24 protein-coding genes and 1 tRNA gene are annotated in these 25,073 nt (G+C 63.0%); 20 read left to right on the top strand and 5 right to left on the bottom strand.

What is annotated here, in order from left to right:
• Nucleotides 1–42: 42 nt before the first annotated feature.
• A complete protein-coding gene (locus tag AWT76_RS13840; RefSeq protein WP_072246861.1) occupies nt 43–315 on the bottom strand; it encodes a glycine zipper 2TM domain-containing protein in 273 nt (90 codons plus the stop codon).
• Between the two features lie 102 nt (nt 316–417).
• Complete coding sequence (locus AWT76_RS13835) at nt 418–1,074, bottom strand: histidine phosphotransferase family protein (protein WP_082700216.1); 657 nt, start codon at nt 1,072–1,074, stop codon at nt 418–420.
• Between AWT76_RS13835 and AWT76_RS13830 the strand changes: the two genes are divergently transcribed.
• The 3 genes from AWT76_RS13830 to olsA all read left to right on the top strand — a co-directional run bounded on the left by AWT76_RS13830 (nt 1,063) and on the right by olsA (nt 2,950).
• Entirely contained in the window at nt 1,063–1,251 is a 189-nt protein-coding gene (locus AWT76_RS13830; protein ID WP_072246860.1) for a DUF3553 domain-containing protein, read from the top strand. The genes AWT76_RS13835 and AWT76_RS13830 overlap by 12 nt on opposite strands.
• A 110-nt stretch (nt 1,252–1,361) precedes the next feature.
• Nucleotides 1,362–2,135: a GNAT family N-acetyltransferase gene (locus AWT76_RS13825; protein ID WP_072246859.1), complete on the top strand. Its 774-nt coding sequence runs from the start codon at nt 1,362–1,364 to the stop codon at nt 2,133–2,135.
• A complete protein-coding gene (gene olsA, locus AWT76_RS13820) occupies nt 2,132–2,950 on the top strand; it encodes a lyso-ornithine lipid O-acyltransferase (protein WP_072246858.1) in 819 nt (272 codons plus the stop codon). Before AWT76_RS13825 ends, olsA begins: the two co-directional genes overlap by 4 nt.
• On the opposite strand, the gene AWT76_RS13815 is transcribed toward olsA, so the two are convergent.
• Nucleotides 2,947–3,492 (bottom strand): NADPH-dependent FMN reductase, encoded by a 546-nt coding sequence (locus tag AWT76_RS13815; protein ID WP_072246857.1) that lies wholly within the window; start codon nt 3,490–3,492, stop codon nt 2,947–2,949. The genes olsA and AWT76_RS13815 overlap by 4 nt on opposite strands.
• A 112-nt stretch (nt 3,493–3,604) precedes the next feature.
• Between AWT76_RS13815 and AWT76_RS13810 the strand changes: the two genes are divergently transcribed.
• Entirely contained in the window at nt 3,605–5,263 is a 1,659-nt protein-coding gene (locus AWT76_RS13810; RefSeq protein ID WP_072246856.1) for a thiamine pyrophosphate-binding protein, read from the top strand.
• A 70-nt stretch (nt 5,264–5,333) separates the two neighbouring features.
• Here the strand turns inward: AWT76_RS13810 and gap are convergent, their stop codons facing one another.
• Nucleotides 5,334–6,338 carry a type I glyceraldehyde-3-phosphate dehydrogenase gene (gap, locus tag AWT76_RS13805; RefSeq protein WP_072246855.1) on the bottom strand — a complete coding sequence of 335 codons (1,005 nt, stop codon included), beginning with the start codon at nt 6,336–6,338 and terminating at the stop codon, nt 5,334–5,336.
• Between the two features lie 228 nt (nt 6,339–6,566).
• Here gap and AWT76_RS13800 point away from each other — a divergent pair, with 228 nt between their 5' ends.
• The 6 genes from AWT76_RS13800 to AWT76_RS13775 all read left to right on the top strand — a co-directional run bounded on the left by AWT76_RS13800 (nt 6,567) and on the right by AWT76_RS13775 (nt 14,065).
• Nucleotides 6,567–7,094, top strand: a complete 528-nt coding sequence (locus AWT76_RS13800) for a hypothetical protein (protein WP_082700215.1) — start codon at nt 6,567–6,569, stop codon at nt 7,092–7,094.
• Between the two features lie 70 nt (nt 7,095–7,164).
• Nucleotides 7,165–10,605 carry a transcription-repair coupling factor gene (mfd, locus tag AWT76_RS13795; protein WP_072246854.1) on the top strand — a complete coding sequence of 1,147 codons (3,441 nt, stop codon included), beginning with the start codon at nt 7,165–7,167 and terminating at the stop codon, nt 10,603–10,605.
• Between the two features lie 187 nt (nt 10,606–10,792).
• Entirely contained in the window at nt 10,793–11,227 is a 435-nt protein-coding gene (locus AWT76_RS13790; protein WP_072246853.1) for a hypothetical protein, read from the top strand.
• Nucleotides 11,228–11,390: 163 nt separating this feature from the next.
• Complete coding sequence (gene csgH, locus AWT76_RS13785) at nt 11,391–11,771, top strand: curli-like amyloid fiber formation chaperone CsgH (RefSeq protein ID WP_072246852.1); 381 nt, start codon at nt 11,391–11,393, stop codon at nt 11,769–11,771.
• Nucleotides 11,772–11,796: 25 nt separating this feature from the next.
• The gene (locus AWT76_RS13780; RefSeq protein ID WP_072246851.1) at nt 11,797–12,198 is read left to right on the top strand and encodes a hypothetical protein; all 402 of its coding nucleotides are present in this window, start codon (nt 11,797–11,799) and stop codon (nt 12,196–12,198) included.
• Nucleotides 12,199–12,310: 112 nt separating this feature from the next.
• A complete protein-coding gene (locus AWT76_RS13775) occupies nt 12,311–14,065 on the top strand; it encodes an ABC transporter ATP-binding protein (RefSeq protein ID WP_072246850.1) in 1,755 nt (584 codons plus the stop codon).
• Here the strand turns inward: AWT76_RS13775 and AWT76_RS13770 are convergent.
• Nucleotides 14,047–15,525: a Y-family DNA polymerase gene (locus AWT76_RS13770; RefSeq protein WP_072246849.1), complete on the bottom strand. Its 1,479-nt coding sequence runs from the start codon at nt 15,523–15,525 to the stop codon at nt 14,047–14,049. The two genes, AWT76_RS13775 and AWT76_RS13770, sit on opposite strands and share 19 nt — an antisense overlap.
• A gap of 120 nt (nt 15,526–15,645) precedes the next feature.
• Between AWT76_RS13770 and AWT76_RS13765 the strand changes: the two genes are divergently transcribed.
• The 10 genes from AWT76_RS13765 to AWT76_RS13720 all read left to right on the top strand — a co-directional run bounded on the left by AWT76_RS13765 (nt 15,646) and on the right by AWT76_RS13720 (nt 25,071).
• Nucleotides 15,646–16,605, top strand: a complete 960-nt coding sequence (locus tag AWT76_RS13765) for an acetyl-CoA carboxylase carboxyltransferase subunit alpha (protein ID WP_072246848.1) — start codon at nt 15,646–15,648, stop codon at nt 16,603–16,605.
• Nucleotides 16,606–16,677: 72 nt separating this feature from the next.
• Nucleotides 16,678–16,751: transfer RNA gene (locus AWT76_RS13760), tRNA-Gly, on the top strand.
• A 74-nt stretch (nt 16,752–16,825) separates the two neighbouring features.
• Nucleotides 16,826–17,914 carry a glycosyl transferase family 90 gene (locus tag AWT76_RS13755; protein ID WP_072246847.1) on the top strand — a complete coding sequence of 363 codons (1,089 nt, stop codon included), beginning with the start codon at nt 16,826–16,828 and terminating at the stop codon, nt 17,912–17,914.
• Nucleotides 17,915–17,983: 69 nt separating this feature from the next.
• On the top strand, nt 17,984–18,817 hold the full coding sequence (locus AWT76_RS13750) for a 3-oxoadipate:acetyl-CoA acetyltransferase (RefSeq protein WP_072247727.1): 834 nt from the start codon (nt 17,984–17,986) through the stop codon (nt 18,815–18,817).
• A gap of 154 nt (nt 18,818–18,971) precedes the next feature.
• Nucleotides 18,972–20,573, top strand: coding sequence for an ABC transporter substrate-binding protein (locus AWT76_RS13745; RefSeq protein ID WP_407071413.1), 1,602 nt, complete (start codon nt 18,972–18,974; stop codon nt 20,571–20,573).
• Between the two features lie 72 nt (nt 20,574–20,645).
• Nucleotides 20,646–21,632, top strand: a complete 987-nt coding sequence (locus AWT76_RS13740; protein WP_072246846.1) for an ABC transporter permease — start codon at nt 20,646–20,648, stop codon at nt 21,630–21,632.
• A 10-nt stretch (nt 21,633–21,642) separates the two neighbouring features.
• On the top strand, nt 21,643–22,572 hold the full coding sequence (locus AWT76_RS13735; protein ID WP_072246845.1) for an ABC transporter permease: 930 nt from the start codon (nt 21,643–21,645) through the stop codon (nt 22,570–22,572).
• A 14-nt stretch (nt 22,573–22,586) separates the two neighbouring features.
• Complete coding sequence (locus AWT76_RS13730; protein WP_072247725.1) at nt 22,587–23,564, top strand: ABC transporter ATP-binding protein; 978 nt, start codon at nt 22,587–22,589, stop codon at nt 23,562–23,564.
• A complete protein-coding gene (locus tag AWT76_RS13725; RefSeq protein ID WP_072246844.1) occupies nt 23,561–24,553 on the top strand; it encodes an ABC transporter ATP-binding protein in 993 nt (330 codons plus the stop codon). Before AWT76_RS13730 ends, AWT76_RS13725 begins: the two co-directional genes overlap by 4 nt.
• A 206-nt stretch (nt 24,554–24,759) precedes the next feature.
• On the top strand, nt 24,760–25,071 hold the full coding sequence (locus AWT76_RS13720) for an ETC complex I subunit (protein ID WP_072246843.1): 312 nt from the start codon (nt 24,760–24,762) through the stop codon (nt 25,069–25,071).
• Nucleotides 25,072–25,073 lie beyond the last annotated feature (2 nt).

Here is a 25,073-nt window from a genome sequence, read left to right as displayed (position 1 = left end):
GCGCAGGCGGGGCCTTTTGCCATTTCGGGTAGGCCGTTCAAGTTACGGGCAGGCTGCCTCGTAATAGGTGCCGTCGCCGCGTGCATAGGCACAGGTGCCGGTTTCGGTGTTGCGCGCCAGCAAGGTGCCTGCTGCGGCACCCGCAACAGTGCCCAAGATCTTCCAATTGGTGTTGCCGCCCAAAAGGCTGGCCACGGCCAAGCCGCCGGCTGCGCCCATCACGCCACTTGCGATCTCACGCTCGTTCGAGGTCATCTGGCAGCCCGCAAGGGCCACGGAAGCGGCCAGAATGGCTATGCTTGCGAATTTTGTCATCTGCTCTCCTTCCCGGGACATGCCCGAATTCCTAGTCCTGTCAGCTTACCAGCTTTTTCGAAACTGTCATCCGGTCAGAACAGGTGTGGCGCGAAGGCAGGTTCAATCGGCGCTTATCTGCAAGTTTATGCTGTCTGGTTCCGTTCGGACTCGCAGGGTCAAATGCGCGGCTGCGACGCTTTGCGCCAGCGCCGGGAACTGGACATGGGCTGCCCGCAGACTGTCCGGCCATGGCACGGTTCCGCCAAGGGCGGACCATAGCCCATCATCCAGTTTCAACCGGTCGCTTTGCGCCACGATATGCAGCCCCTCTTGTGACAGACGAAACTGGGCTTGCCCCCCATGCGGCAGCGCGGTTTCTATACATAGCAACGCCAGCAGCCCCAGTTTGACCAGCGGTTTGGGTTGGTATGGCTGTGGCGGCCAATCCAGCTCGAACCGAAGCTGTGCGCTGTAATCCCGCAAAACCGTGCGCAGTTCTTCGGCCCCGATTGTCTGATCGGCGCCGACGTTGCCAAAGGCAATGCGGAACAGCCGTATGCGGGTTTGCGCCTGTTGCACACTGTCACGCACCAGCGCAAGCTCTGGCCCTGCGGTTGTTTCGGACAATTCCAGCAGTTCCACCCCATTGCCTATGGCCCCCAAGGGGCTGATAAGGTCATGACAGATTCGCGCTGCGATCAGCGCGGGCAGGTCGGGTGCCGAAACTGGTTGCCCTTCGTCTTGGGCGCTGGGAGACAGATTGCAATGTCGCATCATATTTTAGAGCCTGGTATGTTCGTGCGCAGTCCGGCCCATCCCGATTGGGGGCTGGGGCAGGTCCAATCACGGGTGGGTGATATGGTCACGGTCAATTTCGCAGAGACTGGCAAACAGGTCATTAACGCAGCCATAATTCCACTAGAAGTAGTTTGGAGCCTTTCGGATGAAGGATAGACAACCTTTGCGTGTTCTCAACGCCGCGATGCGAAACAAACTGTTTCCCTTGAAGCGGTTGGGCGCTTTGCAGTAAGCGCGAGCGGCTTGGTAAGATTAGGAACGGTGGCATGGGGGCAGGGGCAGATTCGCGGATACGCTCGGGCAGCTTGACGACGCGGCTGGCGACCAGCCCGGCGGATCTGCGCGCCGCGCAAGCTTTGCGCTACCGTGTTTTCGTGGATGAACTGGGCGGTGACGGGCCTTTTGTGGACCATGATGCCGCGCTGGAGAAAGACGCGTTCGACCCGTATTTCGACCATCTGCTGCTGATTGACAAAGACCGCGACGGGCAGGTCGTGGGGGTGTATCGCCTGTTACCATGGGACCGTCTTGGGCCGGATGGTCGGTTTTATTGCGACGGGGAATTTGACCTGACGGTGCTGCGCCGCTCTGGCAAGCGGATGCTGGAACTGGGGCGTTCTTGTGTGGACCCGGCTTATCGCGGCGGGCTTGCGATGATGCTGATGTGGCAGGCCGTTGCCGCCTATGCCATGGACCGCGGGGCCGAGATTCTGTTCGGGGCGGCCAGCTTTCCCGGAACGGACCTGTCTGGCTTGGCGCAACCGCTCAGTTGGCTGCACCATACGCATCTTGCTCCGGCGAATTTGCGGGTGAACTCAATACCCTGCAGGCTGGAATATCTTGTTCCGCTAGGGCAACTAAATATGCGCGCGGCGCAACGCGCAATCCCGCCGCTGATCCGGAGCTACCTGCGCCTTGGCGCTTATATCGGAGAGGGCGCTTTCGTGGACCGTGCGTTCAACACGACCGATGTGTGCATCATTCTAGATGCCGCGCGTCTTAGCGCGCAAGCGCAGACCCTGATCCGGCGCGCGCCATGAGCACTTGGGACTCGCACATCCCCCCGCCCGATATGGGGCTGACCCCGCGTCAGCGCGCACGCGCGATGCTGCGCTTCGCGCTGCTGGCGCTGGGGCTGGTGCCGGCCTTGCTGGCTTTAGGCCTTGCCCGCGCGGCAGAGACCGTCATCCATTCCGGGGCGCGCCGCTTCACGCCGCGTGTAGTGCAGGGCTATTGCCGCTTCTTGCTATGGGTCATCGGGCTGCGCAGCGATTGTCGCGGCACGGTCATGGCGGGGGATGGCGCTTTGGTCGCCAATCATGCGTCATGGCTGGATATTTTCGTGCTGAATGCGCGCGCGCCGGTGCAATTCGTGGCCAAGGCAGAGGTCGCGGGCTGGCCCGGTATCGGTTTGCTTGCCCGGCTAGCGGGGACCGTTTTCATCCGCCGCGACAGGCGCGATGCGACCGCCCAGACTCGTCTGCTGGCGGCAGAGTTCCGGCGTGGGCACCGGCTGGTGTTCTTCCCCGAAGGCACCAGCACCGACAGCACCTTGGTGCTGCCGTTCAAGGCCACGTTGTTTCAGGCTTTTCTGGCACCCGACATGCCGCGCGATATGGCCGTGCAGCCCGTATCGTTGCGCTACCACGCGCCTGACGGGGCCGACCCGCGTTTTTACGGCTGGTGGGGTGGGATGGATTTTGCACGCCATTTCCTGCGCGTGCTGGGGCAGGCCCGCCAAGGGCATGTGACGGTTCTGTGCCATGCCCCGATCTTTTGCACGCCCGGCACAACCCGCAAGGCCTTGGCCCTGCAAGCCGAGGCCGCCGTGCAGACCGGGTTCAACGCGGGCTAGGCGCGCCGCCCTTCTGCCGCCGCACGCAAGCTGGCCATCAATTCATCCAGCAGCTTTTGGTAGGTTTCGGTTATCAATGCGCCTTGTGTGTCGAAATGGTCCTTGGGGCTGGCGACCAGAACTTCCGGCCCTTGCAGGATCAGCGGACGAAACGGCACCATCATCAGGCGCAGCGCAAATTGCGTGCGCTCGCCGCCTGCGCGGCCCCCAGCGGCGGAAACAAGCGCCACCGGCTTGCCGGTCCATGGCTGACCACCCCGGCTGATCCAGTCGAGCGCGTTTTTCAGCACACCCGGTGGGGCCTTGTTGTATTCGGGGCAGGCGATCACAACGGCATCGGCGGCCTTGACCTGCTCTTTCAGGCGGGTGACAGCTTCGGGCATCCCTTGCGCTTCCACATCTTCGTTGAACAGCGGCAGGTTCAGATCGCCTTCGACAAATTGCGCAGGCCCGAACGATCTGGCTGCCGCATGCATCAGTTTGCGGTTGAAGCTGTCGGCCCGCAACGATCCGCACAGGCCCATCAGGGTCAATTCACTCATGGTTTTCCTTTCCTTGTTACGGCTTAGCTAAGAGACGACTTGCCAAAAGCAACCCGCTTGCACCTTTGCAGGCTTTGCCGCAGGTTTGGGCCAAACCAGACCGGAGCAGAACATGACCCTACGCCATGGCGGACAGATTCTTGTGGACCAGTTGAAAGCGCAAGGCGTGCGGCGGGTGTTTTCCGTGCCAGGCGAAAGTTTTCTGGCGGCGCTGGACGGGCTGCACGAGTCGGGCATCGAGAACATCGTCTGCCGCCACGAAGGTGGGGCCGTGATGATGGCCGAAGCCCATGCCAAGCTGACCGGGCAGCCGGGCGTTGCCTTTGTCACGCGCGGGCCGGGGGCCACGAACGGGTCAAGCGGCATTCATGTGGCCAAGCAGGATTCGACGCCGCTTATCTTGTTCGTGGGGCAGATCGACACGCGCCACCGCGACCGCGAGGCATTCCAAGAGGTCGATTACCGCGCTGTATTCGGGCCGCTTGCCAAATGGGCGGCAGAAGTGGACCAGACCGACCGATTGCCCGAATATATCAGCCGTGCCTTTCATGTTGCGCAATCGGGCCGCCCCGGCCCGGTGGTGCTGGCGCTGCCCGAAAACATGCTATCGGCGCGCGCCGATGTGCCCGATTTGCCGCCCGTCGCCCCCATGCCGCCCTCTGTTTGCGGCGAGCAGATCGACGCGGTTCTGGACATGCTGTGCCGGGCCGAACGCCCCTTGGTTATCGCGGGCGGGTCGGTCTGGTCGTCGCAGGCGGCACAAGACTTGGCGCGCTTTGCCGAAGGGTTCGGCCTGCCGGTGTGTGCCACCTTCCGGCGGATGGACCGGATCGACAACCGCCACCCGAATTACGCGGGCGATTTGTCGGTTGGCATGAACCCAAAGCTTGGTCAGCGCCTGCGAGACGCTGATTGCCTGTTGGTCATTGGCGCGCGGCTGGGCGATATTGCGACAGGCAGTTACCAGCATGTTGACCCGGCAGCCCCCGGCAAGGCGATCATCCACATTCACCCCGACCCGGATGAGCTTGGCCGCGTGTTCCGCCCCGATCTGGGGCTGGTGGCACCCGCGGTCGATGTGCTGGCGCGGCTGGCCCGCCGCGACGCGCCCGCGCGGCCTGATTGGTCGGCATGGACCAAATCCGCGCGCGCCGACTATCTGGACTGGATCACCCCGCGCGAAACACCGGGCGATGTGAAGCTGGAACAGGTGCTCAGCCGTCTGTCCGACCTGCTGCCGGATGACGCGATCGTGACCAATGGCGCGGGCAATTTCGCGGCGTTTCTGCACCGCTATTTCCGCGCCCGGGCCTTTCCCGGCAATTTGGCGCCCACATCGGGGTCCATGGGGTATGGCTTTCCGGCCTCGATTGCGGCCAAGCTGGAACACCCCGACCGCGCCGTGGTCTGCGTGGCAGGCGATGGCGATTTCCAGATGACGTTGAACGAGCTGTCCACCGCGCGCCAATACGGGGCGAATGTGGTGGTGATCGTTTGCAACAATGGCCAATATGGCACGATCCGGATGCATCAGGAAAAGACTTATCCGGGGCGGGTGAGCGGCACGCAACTTTTTAACCCGGATTATGCGGCGCTGGTGCAGGCATACGGTGGGCATGGCGAATGCGTGCGTGCGACCGAGGAATTCGCGCCCGCATTGGACCGCGCGCTAAACGCCGGTGTGCCTGCGGTCATCGAATTGGTGCTGGACCCGGACGCGCTCTCGCCGGGGTTGACCATAGAAGGCGCGCGGGCCTTGGCGAAAGCCTAGGCCACGCGCTGACCCCAAAGGAAAATCCGGCGCGGCCCAAGGCGCGCCGGCGCCGTTGTCTTTGGCACGATTAGTGGATCAACCGCCCCATCGCGGCGGCGACATCGGCCATGCGGCACGAAAAGCCCCATTCATTGTCATACCATGCCAGCACGCGCACGGTGCGACCGCCAACAACCTTGGTCTGGTCGGGCGCGAAGATGGAGGAATGCGGGGTGTGGTTGAAGTCGATCGAGACTTTCGGTTCCGGGTCATAGGCCAGAACCGCGCCCATGGACCCTTCGGCGGCTTTGCGCACGATGTCGTTCACTTCTGCCACGGTCACATCGCGACCGGCCTGAAAGGTCAGGTCCACGGCGCTGACATTGGGGGTCGGCACGCGCAAAGCGGTGCCGTCTAGCTTGCCCGCCAGTTCCGGCAGCACCTCGCCAAGCGCTTTCGCCGCACCGGTCGAGGTGGGGATCATCGCCATGGCGGCGGCACGGGCGCGATACAGATCCTTGTGGCGGCGGTCCAGCGTTGGCTGATCGCCCGTGTAGCTGTGCACCGTGGTCATGATGCCCGCCTCTATCCCGATGGCGTCATTCAAAACCTTTGCCAGCGGTGCCAGACAGTTCGTGGTGCAAGAACCGTTGGACACAACCAGATGCTCGCTCAGCAAGCTGCGGTGGTTCACCCCGTAAACGATGGTCGCATCCGCGTTCTTGGCCGGGGCAGACACCAGAACCCGGCTGGCCCCACGGTCCAGATGCACGGCAGCCTTGTCGCGCGCGTTGAACTGGCCGGTGCATTCCAGCACCACGTCCACGCCTTCCCAGTCCAGTTCCTGCGGGTCGTAGGTGGACATAACCTTGATCGGGCCACGACCCAGATCCAGCGTGTCTCCCTCGACCCGGATACTGCCGGGGAAGCGGCCATGCACGCTGTCGTATTTCAGCAGATGCGCGTTGGTTTCGATCGGGCCGGTGGCGTTGATCTTCACCACCTCGACATCGTTGCGCGCGCTTTCGGCGATATGTGCAAGCGTGCAGCGCCCGATGCGCCCAAAGCCATTGATCCCGATGGTGATGGTCATGATCGTCTCTCCGCAAGCTGGTTGCCAGCGGTATACCGATGGGGTAAGGGCAAAAAAAGGGCGAAAACTGTGTGTTTGTCGGGCGTTAGCGCAATCTTGCTTTGGTAGCGCAACCATTGGGCAGACTGCGCAGCGGCGTGGCGCCGCGTAGTCGCAACCGGGGCGGGATTGCAAAACACCCGGACAGTCGCTAACCGGAATTGCGGAAAGCTGTGAAAGTGTCGCGCCTTGGTCATTCTGGAGAACATATTCGAACTGATCGACATGCGGTCGTTCTCGTCGGTCTGGTTCTGGATCATTCTGGCGCTGGCGTGGTCCTCTGTGTCGCAGAATGTGATGGGCGCGCCTTTTGACCTGATCGTCAAAGCGCGTCGCACCGGCGGACAAGCGGCGGAAGACCTGAACACCTTGGTTGGCATTTTCGTGCGCCGCCGCTTGGTCGTCGTGCGGCGGGCAGGCCATTGGGTGCTGGGCTTTCAGGTCATGGTGCTGACAACAGTTTGCATTATGGCGTTCGGCTATGCGATGGAATTCGCGCAGGCGGTGTTCCTGCTGTTCCTGCCCCTGACGCTGACACAGTTGCTGACCTTGCGGCTTGCCTTTCGGATCGAACATGACAGGATGCGTGACGCCCGTTTGCAGCGCGCCTTGCTGCGCCACAGGCTTTGGATACAGCTTGTGGGTCTGGTCGCTATTTTCGTCACGGCGGTCTGGGGTATGTTGCATGTCATGACGGCCTCTGTTCTGGGGCTGTGACACCGCATCTTCCCCATGTTCTGGTCGCAGCGCGTTTTGTGACCATCTGCCAAGGATTTGTGCCAGACCTATGACCAATGCCCCTTCCCGGATAATCATGGGCGGCGCGCCCGAAGGCTATGATGCCACCTTGCTGAAACGCGAACTGGCCCGCGGCGGCGATGCCCTGATCCATGTCGCGCGCGATGACAAGCGGGCAGAGGCGATGGCTCAGGCGCTGGCCTTTGCCGCGCCCGAATTGACGGTGTTGCGCTTTCCGGCATGGGACTGCCTGCCATTTGACCGGGTCTCGCCCAATCCCGACATATCGGCGGCGCGTATGGCCACGCTGGCGGCATTGGCGCATGGCGTTCCGGGGCAGTTCATCGTGCTCACGACATTGTCGGCGGCCATGCAATGTGTTCCCGCAACAGCGGTCGTGGCGGGGGCGTCGTTTCAGGCAACTGTCGGCCACCGGCTGGATGAAAGCGCCTTGCGCGACTGGCTGGTGCGGATGGGGTTTTCGCAAGCGCCCACGGTGTCCGAACCCGGCGACTATGCCATACGCGGCGGGATTTTCGACATCTACCCGCCGGGCGAATCCGGCCCGGTGCGACTAGACCTGTTCGGCGATGTGCTGGATGGCGCGCGCCGCTTCGACCCGGCCACGCAGCGCAGCCTTGAAAAACTGCAAAGGGTGGAATTCGCGCCGGTGTCAGAGATCATCCTCGACCCGCCCGCGATCACCCGCTTCCGGCAGAATTACCGGGTGGAATTCGGCGCGGTGGGCAATGACGACCCGCTTTATGAAGCTGTCAGCGCGGGCCGCAAGCATCAGGGCATGGAACATTGGCTGCCTTTCTTCCACGCAAAAATGGCAACCTTGTTCGACTATCTGCCCAGCGCCGCGTTGATGCTGGACGAGGGGCTGGATGCGCTGCGCGCCGCGCGTTGGGACAGCATTGCAGACCAATATGATGCCCGCCGCGAGGCGATGGGCGCAAAAGGCCGGATGGATACGGTCTACAAGCCCTGTCCTCCGGAATTGCTGTATCTGGATGGGGCGGCATGGGATGCGGCCCTGTCCCCGCGCCGCGTGATCCGCCTGCAAGCGGCACCCGCCGCGCCGGGGCCGGGCGTGCTGGATGCAGGCGGGCGCATGGGGCGCAGTTTTGCCCCGGAACGCCAGTCGGGCGCCAATGTGTTCGATGCTTTGGCCGCCCATATCGCCGCGCGGCGCAAGGCGGGGGCGGTGGTTTTGGCCAGCCACTCGGAAGGGGCGCGCGAACGGTTGCGCGGCCTGCTGGAAGACCATGGCGCGGGCGCAGCCGAAGATATCGCTACCTTGCGCGATATGCAGGCCAAGCCAAACGGGCTGTATCTGACCATCTGGCCGCTGGAAGCCGGGTTTGAAGCGCCCGAACTGACTGTGATTTCTGAACAGGACGTTTTGGGTGACCGGCTTGTCAGCCGCAAGTCACGCCGCAAACGGGCCGAGAATTTCCTGACCGAAGCGCAGACCCTTAGCCCCGGCGACCTGATCGTGCATGTTGACCATGGCGTGGGCCGCTACACGGGGTTGGAAACCATCACCGCCATGGGGGCGCCGCATGAATGTATCGCGCTGGAATATGCCGGTGGCGACCGGTTGTTCCTGCCTGTGGAAAACATCGAACTTCTGTCGCGCTATGGGCATGAAGAAGGCTTGCTTGACAAGCTGGGCGGCGGCGCGTGGCAGGCCAAGAAAGCCAAGCTGAAGCAGCGCATCCGCGAGATTGCCGACAAGCTGATCCGCATTGCCGCCGAACGCCAGTTGCGCCGCGCGCCCGAATTCACCGCGCCCGACGGGCTGTGGGACGAATTTCTTGCGCGGTTCCCCTATGCCGAAACCGATGACCAGTTGAACGCCATTGCCGATGTGGTGTCGGATTTCGAATCTGGCCGCCCGATGGACCGGCTGGTGGTGGGCGATGTGGGCTTTGGCAAAACCGAAGTCGCCATGCGCGCGGCGTTCATTGCCGCCATGTCGGGGGTGCAGGTGGCGGTTATCGCGCCCACCACGCTGCTCGCGCGGCAACATTACAAAACCTTCGCCGACCGGTTCCGGGGCTTTCCGGTCAATGTGCGGCCCTTGTCGCGCTTTGTCTCTGCCAAAGAGGCCAGCGCCACGCGCGAGGGGATCAACAAGGGCACGGTCGATATTGTCATCGGCACCCATGCGTTGCTGGCGAAATCGGTGAAATTCGCCAATCTGGGTTTGCTGGTCATTGATGAGGAACAGCATTTCGGTGTCAGCCACAAAGAACGGTTGAAGGAATTGCGCAGCGACATTCATGTGCTGACGCTGACCGCCACGCCCATCCCGCGCACGCTGCAACTGTCGCTGACGGGGGTGCGCGATCTGTCCATCATCCAGACCCCGCCGGTCGACCGCTTGGCGATCCGCACCTATGTATCGGAATTCGACACGCTGACCCTGCGCGAAGCGATCCTGCGCGAACATTACCGCGGCGGGCAGACATTCTTCGTGACCCCGCGCATTGCCGATTTGCCGGAATTGGAAGAGTTCCTGCGCACCCATGTGCCCGAAGTCAGCTTCGTCACCGCAAATGGCCAGATGGCGGCGGGCGATCTGGATGAGCGGATGAACGCCTTTTACGATGGCAAATATGACGTGCTTCTGGCCACCAGCATCGTCGAGTCGGGGCTGGATATTCCGCGCGCCAACACCATGATCGTGCACCGCGCCGACATGTTCGGGCTGGCGCAGCTATACCAGATACGCGGGCGCGTGGGCCGCTCCAAGACCCGCGCCTATTGCTTTTTGACAACCAAGCCGCGCCTGCCGCTGACACCGCAGGCCGAGCGGCGGCTGAAGCTGCTGGCCAGCCTTGACAGCCTTGGCGCCGGGTTCAACCTTGCCAGCCATGACATGGACCAGCGCGGCGCCGGGAATATTCTGGGCGAGGAACAATCAGGCCATATCAAGGAAGTCGGCTACGAGCTGTATCAGCAGATGCTGGAGGAAACGATTTCCAAGATCCGCTCGGGTGAGATTGCCTCGGTCGATGATCTGGATGGGCAATGGGCGCCGCAGATCAACCTTGGCGTGCCGGTGCTGATCCCCGAACCCTATGTGCCCGATCTAGATGTGCGCCTTGGGCTTTACCGTCGCCTGTCAGCCCTGACCAGCAAGGTCGAGCTGGAAGGCTTTGCCGCCGAATTGATCGACCGTTTCGGCAAATTGCCGCGCGAAGTGAACACGCTGCTTGCGGTCATGCGCATCAAGGCCGAATGCAAGCGCGCCTGCATTGCCAAGTTCGAATGCGGTCCGAAGGGTGCGACGATCCAGTTCCATAACGACAAGTTTCCCAACCCCGCAGGTCTGGTCGCCTTCGTGCAGGACCAGAAGGGTCTGGCCAAGATTCGCGACAACAAGATCGTGGTCAAGCGCGACTGGTCCACCGAGAAAGAGCGCGTGCGCGGGGCGTTCGCCATTGCCCGCGATTTGGCGCTTAAGGCGGGCGGCTAGCAGGCTGGCCCGGAAAATGCAGGAATAGCAAGGATTTGGCGCTCTGCTAGTCAATAGCAGGCGGCTGAAATGGGATGGCCGCGCGCTGATATTGCCCGTCGGGCTTGTCTGCCCCCAGCTTGGGTTTGCGACCAGATCGCGGCCCAGCCTCGGGCCAGTTCAGACCCAACCAGACGGAGCATCCGCCATGACCATCCTGAAGTTTTCCACCGCCGCTTGTGCCCTTGTTGTCGCGCTGTCCAGCCTGCCCGCAAGCGCCGGGTCCAACCGCGTTCAGATCGACCAATGGGGGCGCGACAATTCCGGGGCCATTGCGCAGACCGGTCGGCACCAGCGTGTCAGCATCACCCAGAGCGGGCGTGGCAACCTGTCGCTGAACACGCAAGATGGCGCGCGCAACCGGGTCGTGGTGGGGCAGTCGGGGCGCCACAACGTGGCCGACACGCTGCAAAGCGGTCGCCGCAGTATCGTGGGCATCGCGCAGATGGGCCGCGACAACGACGCAACCGTCACCCAGTCGGGCCATCGCAACGCCGTGGGCGTCATTCAGGCAGGGCGTGGCAACACGTCGAGCACGACACAACATGGCAGCGGCAATGTCGTGGTTGTTATTCAGGACTAGAGCGCGTCGCGTTTATTCGCATCAACGCGCCCCACTCTAACCTTTTATGATCGCACGTCTTTTTGCGCAAAACCGGGAACCACTTTTGCGCGACGTGCTCTTAGCCGGGCCGCGCCGGGGGATGGCCTTCGGCGCGCCACAGCCCTTGTCAAGGAGACCTGTCATGTCTGCCATTCCCTACACCGTCGCGGCACTGGTCATCACGGCCACGGCTTGCGCGGCAAGCCTGGCTGCGCCGCAAGCGCACCCCAAGCCCGATGCGCTAAGCTGCGCGCTGCACATTTCCTCGCAAGGTCGCACCGTGACCCTGACGGCCGAGGCGCAAGCAGCCGTTGCCATGCGCGGCACCTATACCCTGACAGTGGAACATCGCGGCCGCGCGGGCCGATCCACCCTGCGCCAAGCCGATGCGTTCGACCTGAAAGCTGGCCAGCGCAGCGTTCTGGCCACGGCCAGTTTCACCGGGCGCGCCCGCGATTTGACCGTTGACCTGACACTAGAGGCCAACGGCCAGCGCAAGACCTGTTCAGCACTGACCCTGTAATACACCAAACGAAAGGACGGATTCGATGACCCACCATTCCCACAAGATCGCGCTTGCCTTCGTGCTTGGCCTGACCGCATTGGCCCCCATATCGGCGCAAGCCGGCAGCCTGTCGCTGTCGCTAAACGCCCGTACCGGGCAAGAGGCACGTGCGCTCAACACCGCGATTGCGCTTTACGCGCTGCACCGCGATCTCAAATCCGGTGCCGATATCCGCCAGATCGGGCGTAACCATGCTGCGGGGCTGTCTCAGTCCGGCGGGGGCAACCGCGCGATCATCCATCAGCGCGGGCGCAACCACAGTGCCAATCTGACCCAGACGGGCGGCGATAACGGGCAGGTCATTTTGCAATTTGGCGATGGTGCCCATGCCGATATCGTGCAGCGTGGCGGGCAGGCGGGTATCTTGCTGCAATTCAGCCGGTGACAAGCGGGCTTGTTTCCAAGGGCGAAAACCCGATAAGGCTACGCGCATCACAGCCCAAGCCGAGCGCAACTTGACCTATATCCCCGCCCCCAACCGCAAAGCACAGTCGCGTATGGACCGCGTTGTTGCACGCTGGCTATGGGACCGGTTTATCCAAAAGCGGGTGCCATGGATTGGCCTTGCCGTGGTGTTCATGGTGCTGGAAGCCGGGATGCTGGGGGCCTTCAGCTACCTTGTGCAACCGATGTTTGACGACGTGTTGGTTGCGGGCGACCGGGGGCGTGTTGTGTTCGTGGCGTTGGCCATGGCCTGTGTGTTCTTCGGGCGTGGCGTGGCGCGGCTGGCGCATAGATCGATCATGGCAAAACTGTCAGAGCAGGCCACGGCGGAACTGCAAGCCGTGCTGCTGGGGCATCTGGCAACACTGGATCAGGCGTTTTTCAAGCTCAACGCGCCCGGTGTGCTGATCGAACGCGTCCGCGGCGATTCCGAAGGTATGCGCCGCGTGTTTAACGGGTTCATCACTGGGCTGGGCCGCGATGGGGCCGCTGTGGTGGTGTTGCTTGGCGTGGCGCTATGGACCGCTTGGCAATGGACGCTGGCGGCTGTCGTGGCGATTCCGCTTATCGTGGTGCCGATTTTGGCCATCCAGCGGTTGATCCGCCGCCGCTCGCGCGAGGCGCGGATGGCGGCCGCCGACAGTTCCAACCGGCTGGACGAGGCGTTTCACGGTATTTCTACCATACAATTGACCGGCACCGAAGCGCAGGAACTTGGCCGCTTTCGCCAGATCATGGACCGCTTCGCGCGCAAGGCCACGCGTGCGGCCGTTGGGCAGGCCTCTGTCAGCACGGTGATGGATTTCGGCGCGGCCATCGGTTTCGCGCTGGTGCTGGTCGTGGGTGGGTTCCAGATCATCGACGGCACGCGCACGGTGGGGGAATTCATGTCTTTCTTCACCGCGCTGGGCTTGCTGTTTGATCCGATGCGGCGGCTGTCGGCGCTATCGGCGGAATGGCAGAACATTCTGGCGTCGTTGGAACGCACCCATGCGTTGTTGCAGGTTGTGCCGAAAGTTGTCAGCCCCGCCCTGCCGCGCGCCACGCCACCGGCCCGCGATGCCGCGCGCGTGGAATTGCGCGATGTCACCTTCGGCTATGACGAAACCTTGGTCCTGCGCGGTCTGTCGCTTGTGGCCGAAGCCGGGCAGACCACCGCTATTGTCGGACCTTCAGGCGCAGGCAAAACCACCATCTTCACGCTGCTGACGCGATTGGCCGATGTGCAGGCAGGGCAGGTTTTGATCGGCGGGCAGGATGTGCGCGACTACGACCTTACGGCCTTGCGGGGCCTGTTTTCTGTGGTCAGCCAGGATTCAGCCCTGTTTGATGAAACCATCCGCGACAACGTGACCTTGGGCGCGGGCAAGGTGTCCGACACGGCGCTGCACGCCGCCTTGTCCGATGCGCATGTCGCCGATTTTCTGCCGAACCTGCCGCAGGGTCTGGACACGTTGGCAGGCCCGCGCGGGTCGTCGCTGTCGGGGGGGCAGCGTCAGCGCGTGGCGATTGCCCGCGCGCTTTTGCGCAACGCGCCGATCCTGCTGCTGGACGAAGCGACAAGCGCGCTTGATGCGAAATCCGAAGCGCTGGTGCAATCCGCGCTCGACCGGCTGGCGCAGGGGCGCACAACGCTGGTGATCGCGCACCGGCTATCGACGGTGCGCCGCGCCGACAAGATCGTGGTCATGGACCGCGGGCGCGTGGTGGAACAGGGCACGCATGACACTCTTCTGGCGCAAGACGGGGCCTATGCGCGGCTCTATGCCATCCAGTTCGGGGAAGAGGATCAGGCGAATTCGCCCTGAACGCACCAGCCGTCGCGTTGCGGCGTGTGAAACAGCCATAGCCGCGCGCCCCGGTCGGTCTGCACCCGCCAATAGTCGCGCATCCCCGACCGCCAATTGGGGTCATCCAGCCACCATTCGGGGGTAATGCGTTCTGGCCCGCTGGCCGCCATGACCTGCCACCATTGGCCCCGCCACTTGAAGCGCCGTGGCACTGTGCGCCCATGGCCCACGATAGGTTCGGGCGCAAACAGCACCAACGGACGCGGGGGCAGGCCGCGCGGCCAGTCCTGCGCCGGATCGCTATAGGCCGCCGCCGCCACGGTAAACGCCTTTTCGGGAATATGGCTGTCGGCGGGTAGCAGGCGTTGAACATGCTCAAACCCCAACCGGTTGCCAAGGCGCGACAGCAGGTCGGCCAGATCGTCTTGCGCCTGTGCGCCGCCGGTCGTAACCTGTTGCAAGGGCATGGGGTCTGTGTCGGGGGCGCTTAGCCGCATACCATCTATGCCAAAGCCCGCATCCACCCCATCCAGCGCGCGGTCGAATAGCGGCGCGATTGTGCCCGCGTCGCGCATGGCGCGCGCCAGCCGGATTTCCAGCCGCACCGCATGGCCATCAACGCGCGACAGGTCCAGCACCAGTCGCCGCGCCCCCAGTTCGGCCCGGTGCAGATGCTGGCACAACCGCTCCAGCAACCGCGCCAGCCCCGCTTGCAGATCGCCCAGCAGGCCGACGGGCTCGGGCAGCGACAGGCGCACCGCCATGACCGGGGGCGCGGGCGGGGGGGCTATGGGTTCGGGCAGATCGCCCATGGCCTGATCCAGCCGTTGCAAAAGCCCCGCGCCAAAGCGCCGGGCCAGCGGCGCGCGGGGCATCTGCGCCAGATCGCGCACATGGCGCAGGCCCAGCCGTTCCAGTGCTGTCAGCGTTTTGGCATCCAACCGCAGCGCCGCCAAGGGCAGCCGCCCAAGCGCGGTAGGGGTGCCCCCCGGCGGTATAATCCCCCCCGGCCCGACATGCGCCACAGCCCAAGCCGCGCCGCGCGTATCGGCAAGGCCTGCGCAGGTGCTGAACCCCATGCGCGCCAGTCGCGCCAGCAGGTCGTCCATGAGCGCGTCCTCGCCGCCCATCAGATGTGCCGCGCCGGTAATATCCAGCGCCAGCCCATCGGTGCCGTCGCACGCAGCCCATGGGCAGTAGCGCAGCGCCCAGCGGCGCAGGGATTCAAGCGCCTGTGCGCTGCGGTAGGGGTCGGCGGGCCGGGTCAGCAGGTCGGGGCAGAGTGCCCGCGCATCGGCCAGCCCCATGCCGCGCGCCAGCCCCAAGCCTTCGGCCCGGGCGTTCAGGCAGACCAGCCGTTCCGCCCCGCGCTGGCGGTCGACCACGGCAAAGGGCGCGTCCAGCCCCAGCCGGCGCAAGGCCAGGTCCGATTGCAGGCGGGGCAGCCAGATCACGATGATACGGCGTTGGGCAGGCATGACGATTCCAGATGTTCTTTATTTGTTCTATCCGATTCCCTTGGGCCGGTCGAGCGTCTGGTGCATTGCAAATCGCGCCCCGATGCCGCATATCCCCTCAAACTGCGTTGGAGTGGGTCGATGAACTATCTGGAATTCGAAAAGCCCTTGGCCGAGATCGAAGGCAAGGCCACAGAGCTGCGCGCCATGGCCGCTGCCAACCCCGATGTGCAGATCGAAAAAGAGGCCGCCGCCCTTGATGCAAAAGCGCAGAAAATGCTGGTGGATATGTACAAGGCCCTGTCGCCTTGGCGCAAATGCCAAGTTGCGCGCCACCCGGACCGGCCGCATTGCAAACGCTATATCGAAACGCTGTTCGACGAATTCACGCCACTTGCAGGCGACCGGGGCTTTGCAGAGGATGAGGCCATCATCGGCGGGTTGGCCCGCCTGAACGACCGCCCGGTGATGGTGATCGGGCAGGAAAAGGGGCATGACACGCAAAGCCGGTTGCGCCGCAATTTCGGCATGGCCCGGCCCGAAGGCTACCGCAAGGCAATCCGGCTGATGGACATGGCCGACCGGTTCCGCCTGCCGGTGGTGGCGCTGGTCGACACGCCCGGCGCGTATCCCGGCAAGGGGGCAGAAGAACGCGGACAGGCCGAGGCCATTGCGCGCTGCACGCAGAAATGCCTGTCGCTGGGGGTGCCGATGGTGTCGGTCATCATCGGCGAAGGCGGTTCCGGCGGCGCTGTGGCATTGGCCACGGCTAACCGCATCGCCATGCTGGAGCATTCGGTCTATTCGGTCATCAGCCCCGAGGGGTGCGCGTCGATCCTGTGGAAAGACGCCGAGAAAATGCGCGAGGCCGCCGAGGCCCTGCGCCTGACCGCGCAAGACCTGCTGAAGCTGGCCGTCATCGACCGGGTCATCCCCGAACCGATGGGCGGCGCGCAGCGCGACCCGGACGCCACCATCCGCGCCGTGGGCAGCGCGATTTCCGCCATGTTGGCAGAAATGGACGGCAAAAGCCCCGATAAGCTGCGCCGCGACCGCCGCCGCAAGTTTCTGGACATGGGCAGCAAGGGGCTGGCCGCCTAAGCGCGTTTTCCCCGATGGCCACCAGAATCGGCTTGTGGCCTTTGCGCGAATAGTGCTATTTGCGGCGCTAGAGCGGGTATGGTGTAGTGGTAGCGCGCCGGCTTCCCAAGCCTGAAGTGCGGGTTCGATTCCCGCTACCCGCTCCAGCCTTATATCCATGCTTTCCGTTGCCACCGCCTTAGGGCATTCTGTGTCGTGCAATCTGGGCAACAGGCACATTATGACGCGGCTTTCCGACAGTGAAATCACGGTTTTGGACCAGCTAGTGCAAGGGTCTGTGGCGCGTGTTGGGCCGTTCGGGCAAGGCGGGTTCGAGAGCTGCTCGCTCATGTTCCTGAGCGCGGATTTCCGCACCGGCACCACGCTGGACCGTAACGGCGCGCCCGGCCCTTTTCGGCGCAACTGGGGGCGCTGGGCAGAGACGGGCACAGCGCATAAACCCCTGCGCAATCTTGGTGCGCTGCGCGCCTTGCAAGTCATCGGCGCGCGCGGGGCGGTGCATATGGATTTGCAGGATGCGCGCAATCTGGGCATGCCCGCGCGCCCGCTGCCTGCGCCGGTTTTGTGCTATTGCCGCAGGCCAGAGGCCCGCAATGTCGTGCTCTGGCCTTTGCCGCGCTACCATGACCTTGGCACGCAACGCTTTCTGGGCAAAACCCCGCCCGACCCACTGGCGTTTGAAGAAAAGCGCGATGCCGTGGTCTGGCGTGGCGCGCTGTCGGGGCGGACGCGCCCACTGGCGCCGGGTGGCAAGAATTGCATGCATCTGATCGCCGCGCTGGAAACAGCGCCCAGCGCGCAGGACGGCGCGCCGATTGTTGCAGAGTTGCGGCGCAACCTGCGTTTCGGGACCGTGTTCGACCGGGCGGGCAACCCAGATTTTGATCTGGGCCTGACCTGTGACGCGCGGATCACGAGTATTCTGGCGCGGCACGGGGTTGGGCATGTTGTAAAGCCGTCGCGACCAATGTCGTGGCAGCGCCAGTTCCGCTATATCCTAAGTATGCGTGGCAATGACACCGGGTCGAATTTCATCCCCGCGCTGGACAGCAATTCGGTGGTGCTGCGCGAAGAGGACGGGTGGGAGCTGTTCTATTCCGCCGCCATCCGAGCTTGGGAACATTACATCCCGCTGGCCCCCTTGCTGAGCGATCTGGACGAAAAGCTGGATTGGGCGCGGGCCAACCCCGCCGAATGCAAGGCGATTGCCGCACGGGCGCGGGCGCTATGCGGGTTTTTGGGCGATGCGCGGCTACGCGATTTGCATTTGCGTGCTGTCTATGACCATTACCGCGCGATTTACCCCTAGCGCGAAATCGCTTGAATCCCGCCGGCGTTCTGACCCAGATTGCGCAAAATGACCAAGAAAGCAGCAGATATGACGCAACCCTGTATCATCGCCGTGGCGATCACCGGTTCTGTGCCAAGCAAGGCAGATAATCCCGCCGTGCCGATCACCGTGGCCGAGCAGGTTGAAAGCACCCATGCCGCGTTCGAGGCGGGGGCAGCCATTGCCCATTGCCACGTTCGCAAGGATGACGGCACGCCGACATCCGACCCGGATCGTTTTGCCGCGCTGATGGAGGGGATCGCGCAGCACTGCCCCGGCATGATCGTGCAGCTGTCCACCGGTGGGCGGTCTGGCGCGGGCGCAGAGCGGGGCGGGATGTTGCCGCTGCGGCCCGATATGGCGTCATTGGCGGTGGGGTCGAACAACTTTCCCACGCGCGTCTATGAAAACCCGCCCGATCTGGTCGATTGGCTGGCATCGGAAATGCGCGCCCATGCCGTGGTGCCGGAAATAGAGGCTTTCGACCTGTCGCATGTCATTCAGGCCGCGCGCATGGCCGATGACGGGCGCTTGCCGCGCCCGCTTTATGTGCAATTCGTGATGGGCGTGAAGAACGCCATGCCGGTCGATGAGCGTGTGCTCGATTTCTATATCGAAACCCTGAACCGTTACGCTCCCGATGCGCTGTGGTGTGCCGCAGGCATTGGCGCGGGGCAGATTGTGGTCAATGAATGGGCCATCGCGCGCGGTGGGCATACCCGCACAGGGCTGGAGGACAATGTTCGGTTGGATCGCCATACGCTTGCCCCGTCCAACGCGGCACTTGTTGCCCGCACGGTCGATCTATGTGCGAAATATAACCGGCCCGTGGCGACATGGCAGCAGGCACGCCAGATGCTTGGGCTGCGCCCGTCGCTATGAACTGCATGACGCCGGGGAAACGGGCTTTTGGTTGCAAAAGCGACAATGCCCTCTCGACTTGGCGGGAATGTGCTGGCAACTTGTGGCAATTCCGCGCGGTTTGGCATAGCCACCGCGCCGGGACCAACAACAAGAACGACATGGGAGAATGAACATGACTGCCATTTCCTTTCGCTCGGGCCTAGGCGGCGCGCTGCGCATGGCCTCTGTCTCGGCGCTTGCGCTGGGGCTGTCACTGGCCGCCGCCAGTGCCGAAACCATTCGCTGGGCGCGCGTTGGTGACGCGCTGACGCTGGACCCGCACAGCCAGAACGAAGGCCCGACGCATACGCTGGCGCATCACATTTATGAAACGCTGGTGGGTCGCGCGACCGATGGCTCGCTGACCCCGCGACTGGCGACGGAATGGGGTATCCACCCCGATGACAGCACCGTTTGGGTGTTCAAGCTGCGCGAGGGTGTGACATTCCATGACGGCAGCGCGCTGACCGCCGATGACGTCGTGTTCTCGCTGAACCGCGCACGGGGCGAAACGTCGGACATGAAAGGCCTGCACGCTGGTGTGGTCGAAGTGACGGCGCCAGATTCCATGACCGTGCATATCAAGACCGAAGGGCCAGCGCCGCTTTATGTGCAGAACCTGACCAACACGTTCATCATGTCCAAGGCTTGGGCCGAAGCGAATGACGCAGCAGAAGCGCAGGATTTCGCCGCCGGGGAAGAAAACTTCGCCGTGCGCAATGCCAACGGCACCGGCCCCTACACGCTGGTCGAGCGTGACCCCGAAGTGCGCACCGTGTTGCAGGCCTATGAGGGCCATTGGGATGACGCGCCGGAAGTGACCGAAATCATCTACACCCCGATCGCCGAGGCCGCGACCCGTGTCGCCGCCCTGCTATCGGGCGAGGTGGATATTGTGCAGGACGTGCCGGTGCAGGATATCGCACGGCTGGAGCAGACCGACGCCATCAAGGTCGAATTCGGCCCGGAAAACCGCACCATCTTCTTTGCTTATGACATGGGCTCGGAAAAGCTGCAAAGCGCCAATGTTGACGACAACCCCTTCGCCAACCCGCTGGTGCGCGAAGCGATGCATCTGGCTGTTGACCGCGATGCGATCCGTCAGGTCGTGATGCGCGGCCAGTCGCTGCCCACGGGCGTTACCATGCCGCCCTTCGTGAATGGCTGGACAGAAGAACTGGACGCCTATAGCGCCCCGGATGTCGAGCGCGCGGTGGAACTGATGGCCGAAGCCGGGTATGCCGATGGTTTCTCGGTTGATCTGCACACGCCCAATGACCGTTATCTGAATGACGAAGCGATCTCTCAGGCGCTGGTGGGTATGCTGTCGCGGATCGGGATCAAGGTGAACCTTGTATCGCAGACCCGGTCCATGCACTTCCCCGAAATCCAGAACCGCACAACGGATTTCTACCTGCTGGGCTGGGGTGTGCCGACCTTTGACAGCCAGTATGTGTTCGATTTCCTCGTGCACTCTACCGAAGGGGCGCGCGGCGGTTGGAACGGCTCGCGCTATTCCAACCCGGAAGTGGATGCGCTGATTCAGGCCATGGCCACCGAAACCGATCTGGATGCGCGCAACGAAATGATCGCGCAGGTTTGGGCGCAATTGCAAGAAGACCGCGTGTTCCTGCCGATCCACAACCAAACGCTGGCTTACGCGATGCGCGACGGGATCAATCTGCCCGTGCACCCGGAAAACCAGCCATCTATGGCCGATGTCACCTTCGACTAAGCTTTGAACCTGTCTTGCGCGCGCGAAGCCTGACAGCTTCGCGCGCGCTTTCCATTTACCGGGGAGCCGCTGATGCTGGCCTTCATCCTGCGCCGTGTGCTGCAATCACTGGTCGTCATGCTGGTCGTGGCGCTGGTGTCTTTCGCGCTGTTTCGTTATGTCGGTGACCCGATTTCCACCATGATGGGGCAAGAGGCCACCATTGCCGACCGCGAAGCGTTGCGCGAACGGCTGGGCCTGAACGACCCGTTCGTGGTGCAGTTCTTCAATTTCGTAACCCGCGCCATGCAGGGCGATTTCGGCATTTCCTACCGTCTGCAACAGCCGGTGATGGAATTGATCCTGTCGCGCCTGCCCGCCACACTGGAATTGGCGCTGGTCTCGGGCGTGCTGGCCTTTGTGTTCGGCGTGGGGTTCGGGGTTTATACCGCGCTCAACCGCCGGGGCTGGCTGTCGAGCACCGTCATGAGCGTGTCACTGATTGGCGTGTCGCTGCCGACATTCCTGATCGGGGTGCTGCTGATCTGGCTGTTCGCGGTCGAGTTGCAGTGGCTGCCCAGTTTCGGACGCGGCGAGGTGGTCGATATCGGCGATTGGTGGTCCACCGGGTTCCTGACATCCACGGGCCGCGCCTCTCTCATCCTGCCGGCGATCACGCTGGGGCTGTATCAGATGACCCTTATCATGCGGCTGGTGCGGGCCGAGATGTTGGAAGTGCTGCGCACCGATTACATCAAATTCGCCCGCGCGCGGGGGCTGTCGAACCGCGCCATTCATTTCGGCCATGCGTTGAAGAACACGATGGTGCCGGTCATAACCATCACCGGGCTTCAGCTTGGCGCGATCATTGCCTTTGCCATCATTACGGAAACCGTGTTCCAATGGCCGGGCGTGGGGGCGCTGTTCATCAATTCGGTCCGCTTTGTCGATGTGCCGGTAATGGCCGCGTATCTGATGCTGATTGCGGTCATCTTCGTCGTTATCAACCTGATCGTGGACCTGCTGTATTACGCGGTGGACCCACGTTTGCGTGTGGACCGCGCGGGCACCGGGCATTAAGGAAACACGCATGACACCTGACACCCAATCCCGCTTTGCCCGCTTCTGGGACAGCGACATCATATGGTCTTTCCGGCACAGCCCCGTGGCGATTGTCGCAGGGCTGGTGGTGGTGCTGATTGCGCTGGCGGCGATCTTTGCGCCGTGGCTTGCCCCCACCAACCCCTATGACCCGTCACAGTTAAATCTGATGGACGGGTTCACCCCGCCAATGGAACCGAACGCATTTACCGGCAACAGCTACATTCTGGGCACCGATAACCAAGGCCGCGATGTGCTGTCCACCATCCTTTATGGCACCCGGATTTCGCTGTTCGTCGGTATTTCCGCGGTGCTGTTCGCTATGGTTCTGGGCATTACGGCGGGCCTGATCGCAGGCTATCGCGGCGGCTGGGTCGATGGGGTGCTGATGCGCATTGCCGATGTGCAATTGTCCTTCCCGTCCATCCTGATCGCGCTGCTGATCTTCGGGGTGGCGCGCGGGCTGATCCCGCCTGCCTACCGCGAAACCATGGCGATCTGGGTGCTGATCGTGGCCATCGGCCTGTCGGATTGGGTGCAATTCGCGCGCGTCGTGCGCGGCGCGACCATGGTCGAGAAATCGAAGGAATATGTGCAGGCCGCCCGCGTGGTGGGGGCGCATCCGGTCAAGATCCTGATCCGGCATATCCTGCCCAATGTGATGGGCCCGGTGCTGGTGATTGCCACGATCGGTCTGGCGCTGGCGATCATCGCAGAGGCGACACTCAGCTTTCTGGGGGTTGGCGTGCCGCCGACGCAGCCAAGCCTTGGCACGCTGATCCGCATTGGCCAGCAATACCTGTTCTCAGGCGAGTGGTGGATTTTGCTTTTCCCGTCCATAGCACTTCTGGCGCTGGCGCTGTCGGTCAACCTGCTGGGCGACTGGCTGCGCGATGCGCTGAACCCAAGGCTACGCTGATGACCGGGGGCAATATGCAAAAGCCACTTCTGACCGTCCGCGATCTGGTCGTGGAGTTTCCCACGCGGCGCGGCAACTTGCGCGCGCTTGACCAAGTGTCCTTCGACATCGCCCCGGGCGAGGTGCTGGGCATGGTCGGTGAATCGGGTGCCGGCAAATCGCTGACCGGGGCTGCGATCATTGGCCTGTTGGAACCGCCGGGCCGCATTGCCGGGGGCGAAATCTGGCTGCGGGACGAACGGATCGACAATCTGCCGCCAGAGGCCATGCGCCGCATCCGGGGGCGCCGCATCGGCATGGTGTTCCAAGACCCGCTGACCAGCCTGAACCCGCTTTATACCGTGGCGCAGCAACTGATCCAGACCATCCGCACGCATATGGATGTGTCAGAGGGTGAGGCGCGCAGACGCGCCGTAGGTCTGCTGGACCGAGTCGGCATCCCTGCCGCCGCGCGCCGGATAGATGACTACCCACACCATTTCTCGGGCGGGATGCGGCAGCGCGTGGTGATCGCGCTGGCCTTGGCGGCAGAGCCAGAACTGGTCATCGCAGATGAGCCGACGACCGCCTTGGACGTGTCTGTGCAGGCCCAGATCATCGACGTGCTAAAGGAAATCTGCGCCGAGCGGGGCGCGTCGGTCATGCTGATTACGCATGACATGGGCGTGATCGCGGAAACCGCCGACCGCGTGGCAGTGCTTTATGCAGGCCGCGTGGCCGAAATCGGGCCGGTGCGAGAGGTGATCCAACACGCTCGCCACCCCTATACGCGCGGGCTGATGGGTGCCATCCCGACGCTAGAGCAGACAAGCGACCGGCTGGTGCAAATTCCCGGTGCCATGCCGCGGCTGAACGCGATCCCCACGGGCTGCGCGTTTAACCCGCGCTGCGCGCATGTGTTCGACCGCTGCCGGGCAGAGCGGCCGTTTCTACAACAGGCCGCGCCCAACCACCACGTTGCCTGCTGGCTGACAGAGGAGGGCGGCGCATGACGTCTTTGGTGCAGGTCGAGGGGCTGACACGGCGTTTCGACATTTCCAAACCATGGCTGAACCGGGTGCTGGAGCGCGAAAGCCGCCAGTTCCTGACCGCGAATGCCGATGTCAGTTTCGAGATCAAGAAGGGCGAGACCTTCGCGCTTGTGGGCGAATCGGGATCTGGCAAATCGACCATCGCCAAGATGATCGTGGGGCTGCTCGCACCGTCCGCGGGGCATATCCGCTTTGATGGGCAGGATATGGATTTCGCCAGTGGAGCGAATATGCGCGCATTGCGCCGCCGCTTCCAGATGATCTTTCAAGACCCGTTCGCCAGTCTGAACCCGCGTTGGCGGGTGCGTGACATTGTGGCCGAACCCATCGTGACCTTCGGTCTGCTGCAAGGCGACGAGATCACGCGCGAGGTCGACCGCCTGCTGGAAGTGGTGGGTCTGTCCGCCGCCGATGCCGCGAAATTCCCGCATGAATTTTCGGGTGGGCAACGCCAGCGCATCGCCATCGCGCGGGCGCTGTCCTCTAAGCCGGAATTCATTGTCTGTGATGAACCCACGTCGGCACTGGACGTGTCGGTGCAGGCGCAAATCCTGAACCTGATGCGGGATTTGCAAGATGAATTCGGCCTGACCTATCTGCTGATTTCGCATGACCTGTCGGTCGTGCGGCATATGGCGAACCGTATCGGCGTTTTGTATCTGGGCCGATTGGTCGAGGTGGCCGATGCCAAGCGTCTGTTCTTGGAACCGCAGCACCCCTACACGCGGATGTTGCTGGATGCCGTGCCAGATCTGGCGCTGTCTGGTCGCCGCCGCAAACCTGTTCTGGGCGAGATTCCAAACCCGATCGACCCGCCGTCTGGTTGTGCGTTTCACCCGCGCTGTCCGCTGGCGCAAGACATCTGCAAGGCAGAAACACCGCAACCCAGCGTCACGCCAACTGGACAGGCGGCCTGTCATTTTGCGGGAAAAATCGGGGACACGCCCTAAACATGTATCTTAGTTACATTTTTGTTGCCCACTGAGAAATCTGCCCCTAGCTTGTTACATGCAGGCAGGAGGATATCCCTGTCTCGGAAGACTTACTCCTCGTTCCCTCCTTTCGGCGGGGCCTTCCTGCCTGCACCGCTGCACGGGCTTGCAAATTCGGGGCGTTGGCACGATAACATGGCCAAGCAGCCAACAGAGGTCTGATCATGCGCGCACGAATTTACCGTCCCGCCCGCACTGCCATGCAATCGGGCACGGCAAAGACCAAGCAATGGGTTTTGTCCTTCGCGCCGTCACAAGCGCGCAAGATCGACCCGCTGATGGGCTGGACCAGTTCCGCCGACATGGACAGCCAAGTGACGCTGCGCTTTGACGACCGCGACAGCGCCGAAGCTTATGCAAAGGCGCATGGCATCGACTATACGGTGGTCGAACCCAAAACCCGCCGCCCGAACATTCGCCCCACCGGCTATGCCGAGAATTTCGCCACGAACCGTCGGCAGGTCTGGACGCATTGACG

This window comes from Roseibaca calidilacus (assembly GCF_001517585.1).
Classification (GTDB): domain Bacteria; phylum Pseudomonadota; class Alphaproteobacteria; order Rhodobacterales; family Rhodobacteraceae; genus Roseinatronobacter; species Roseinatronobacter calidilacus.
This window is presented reverse-complemented; position numbering and strand designations above follow the sequence as displayed.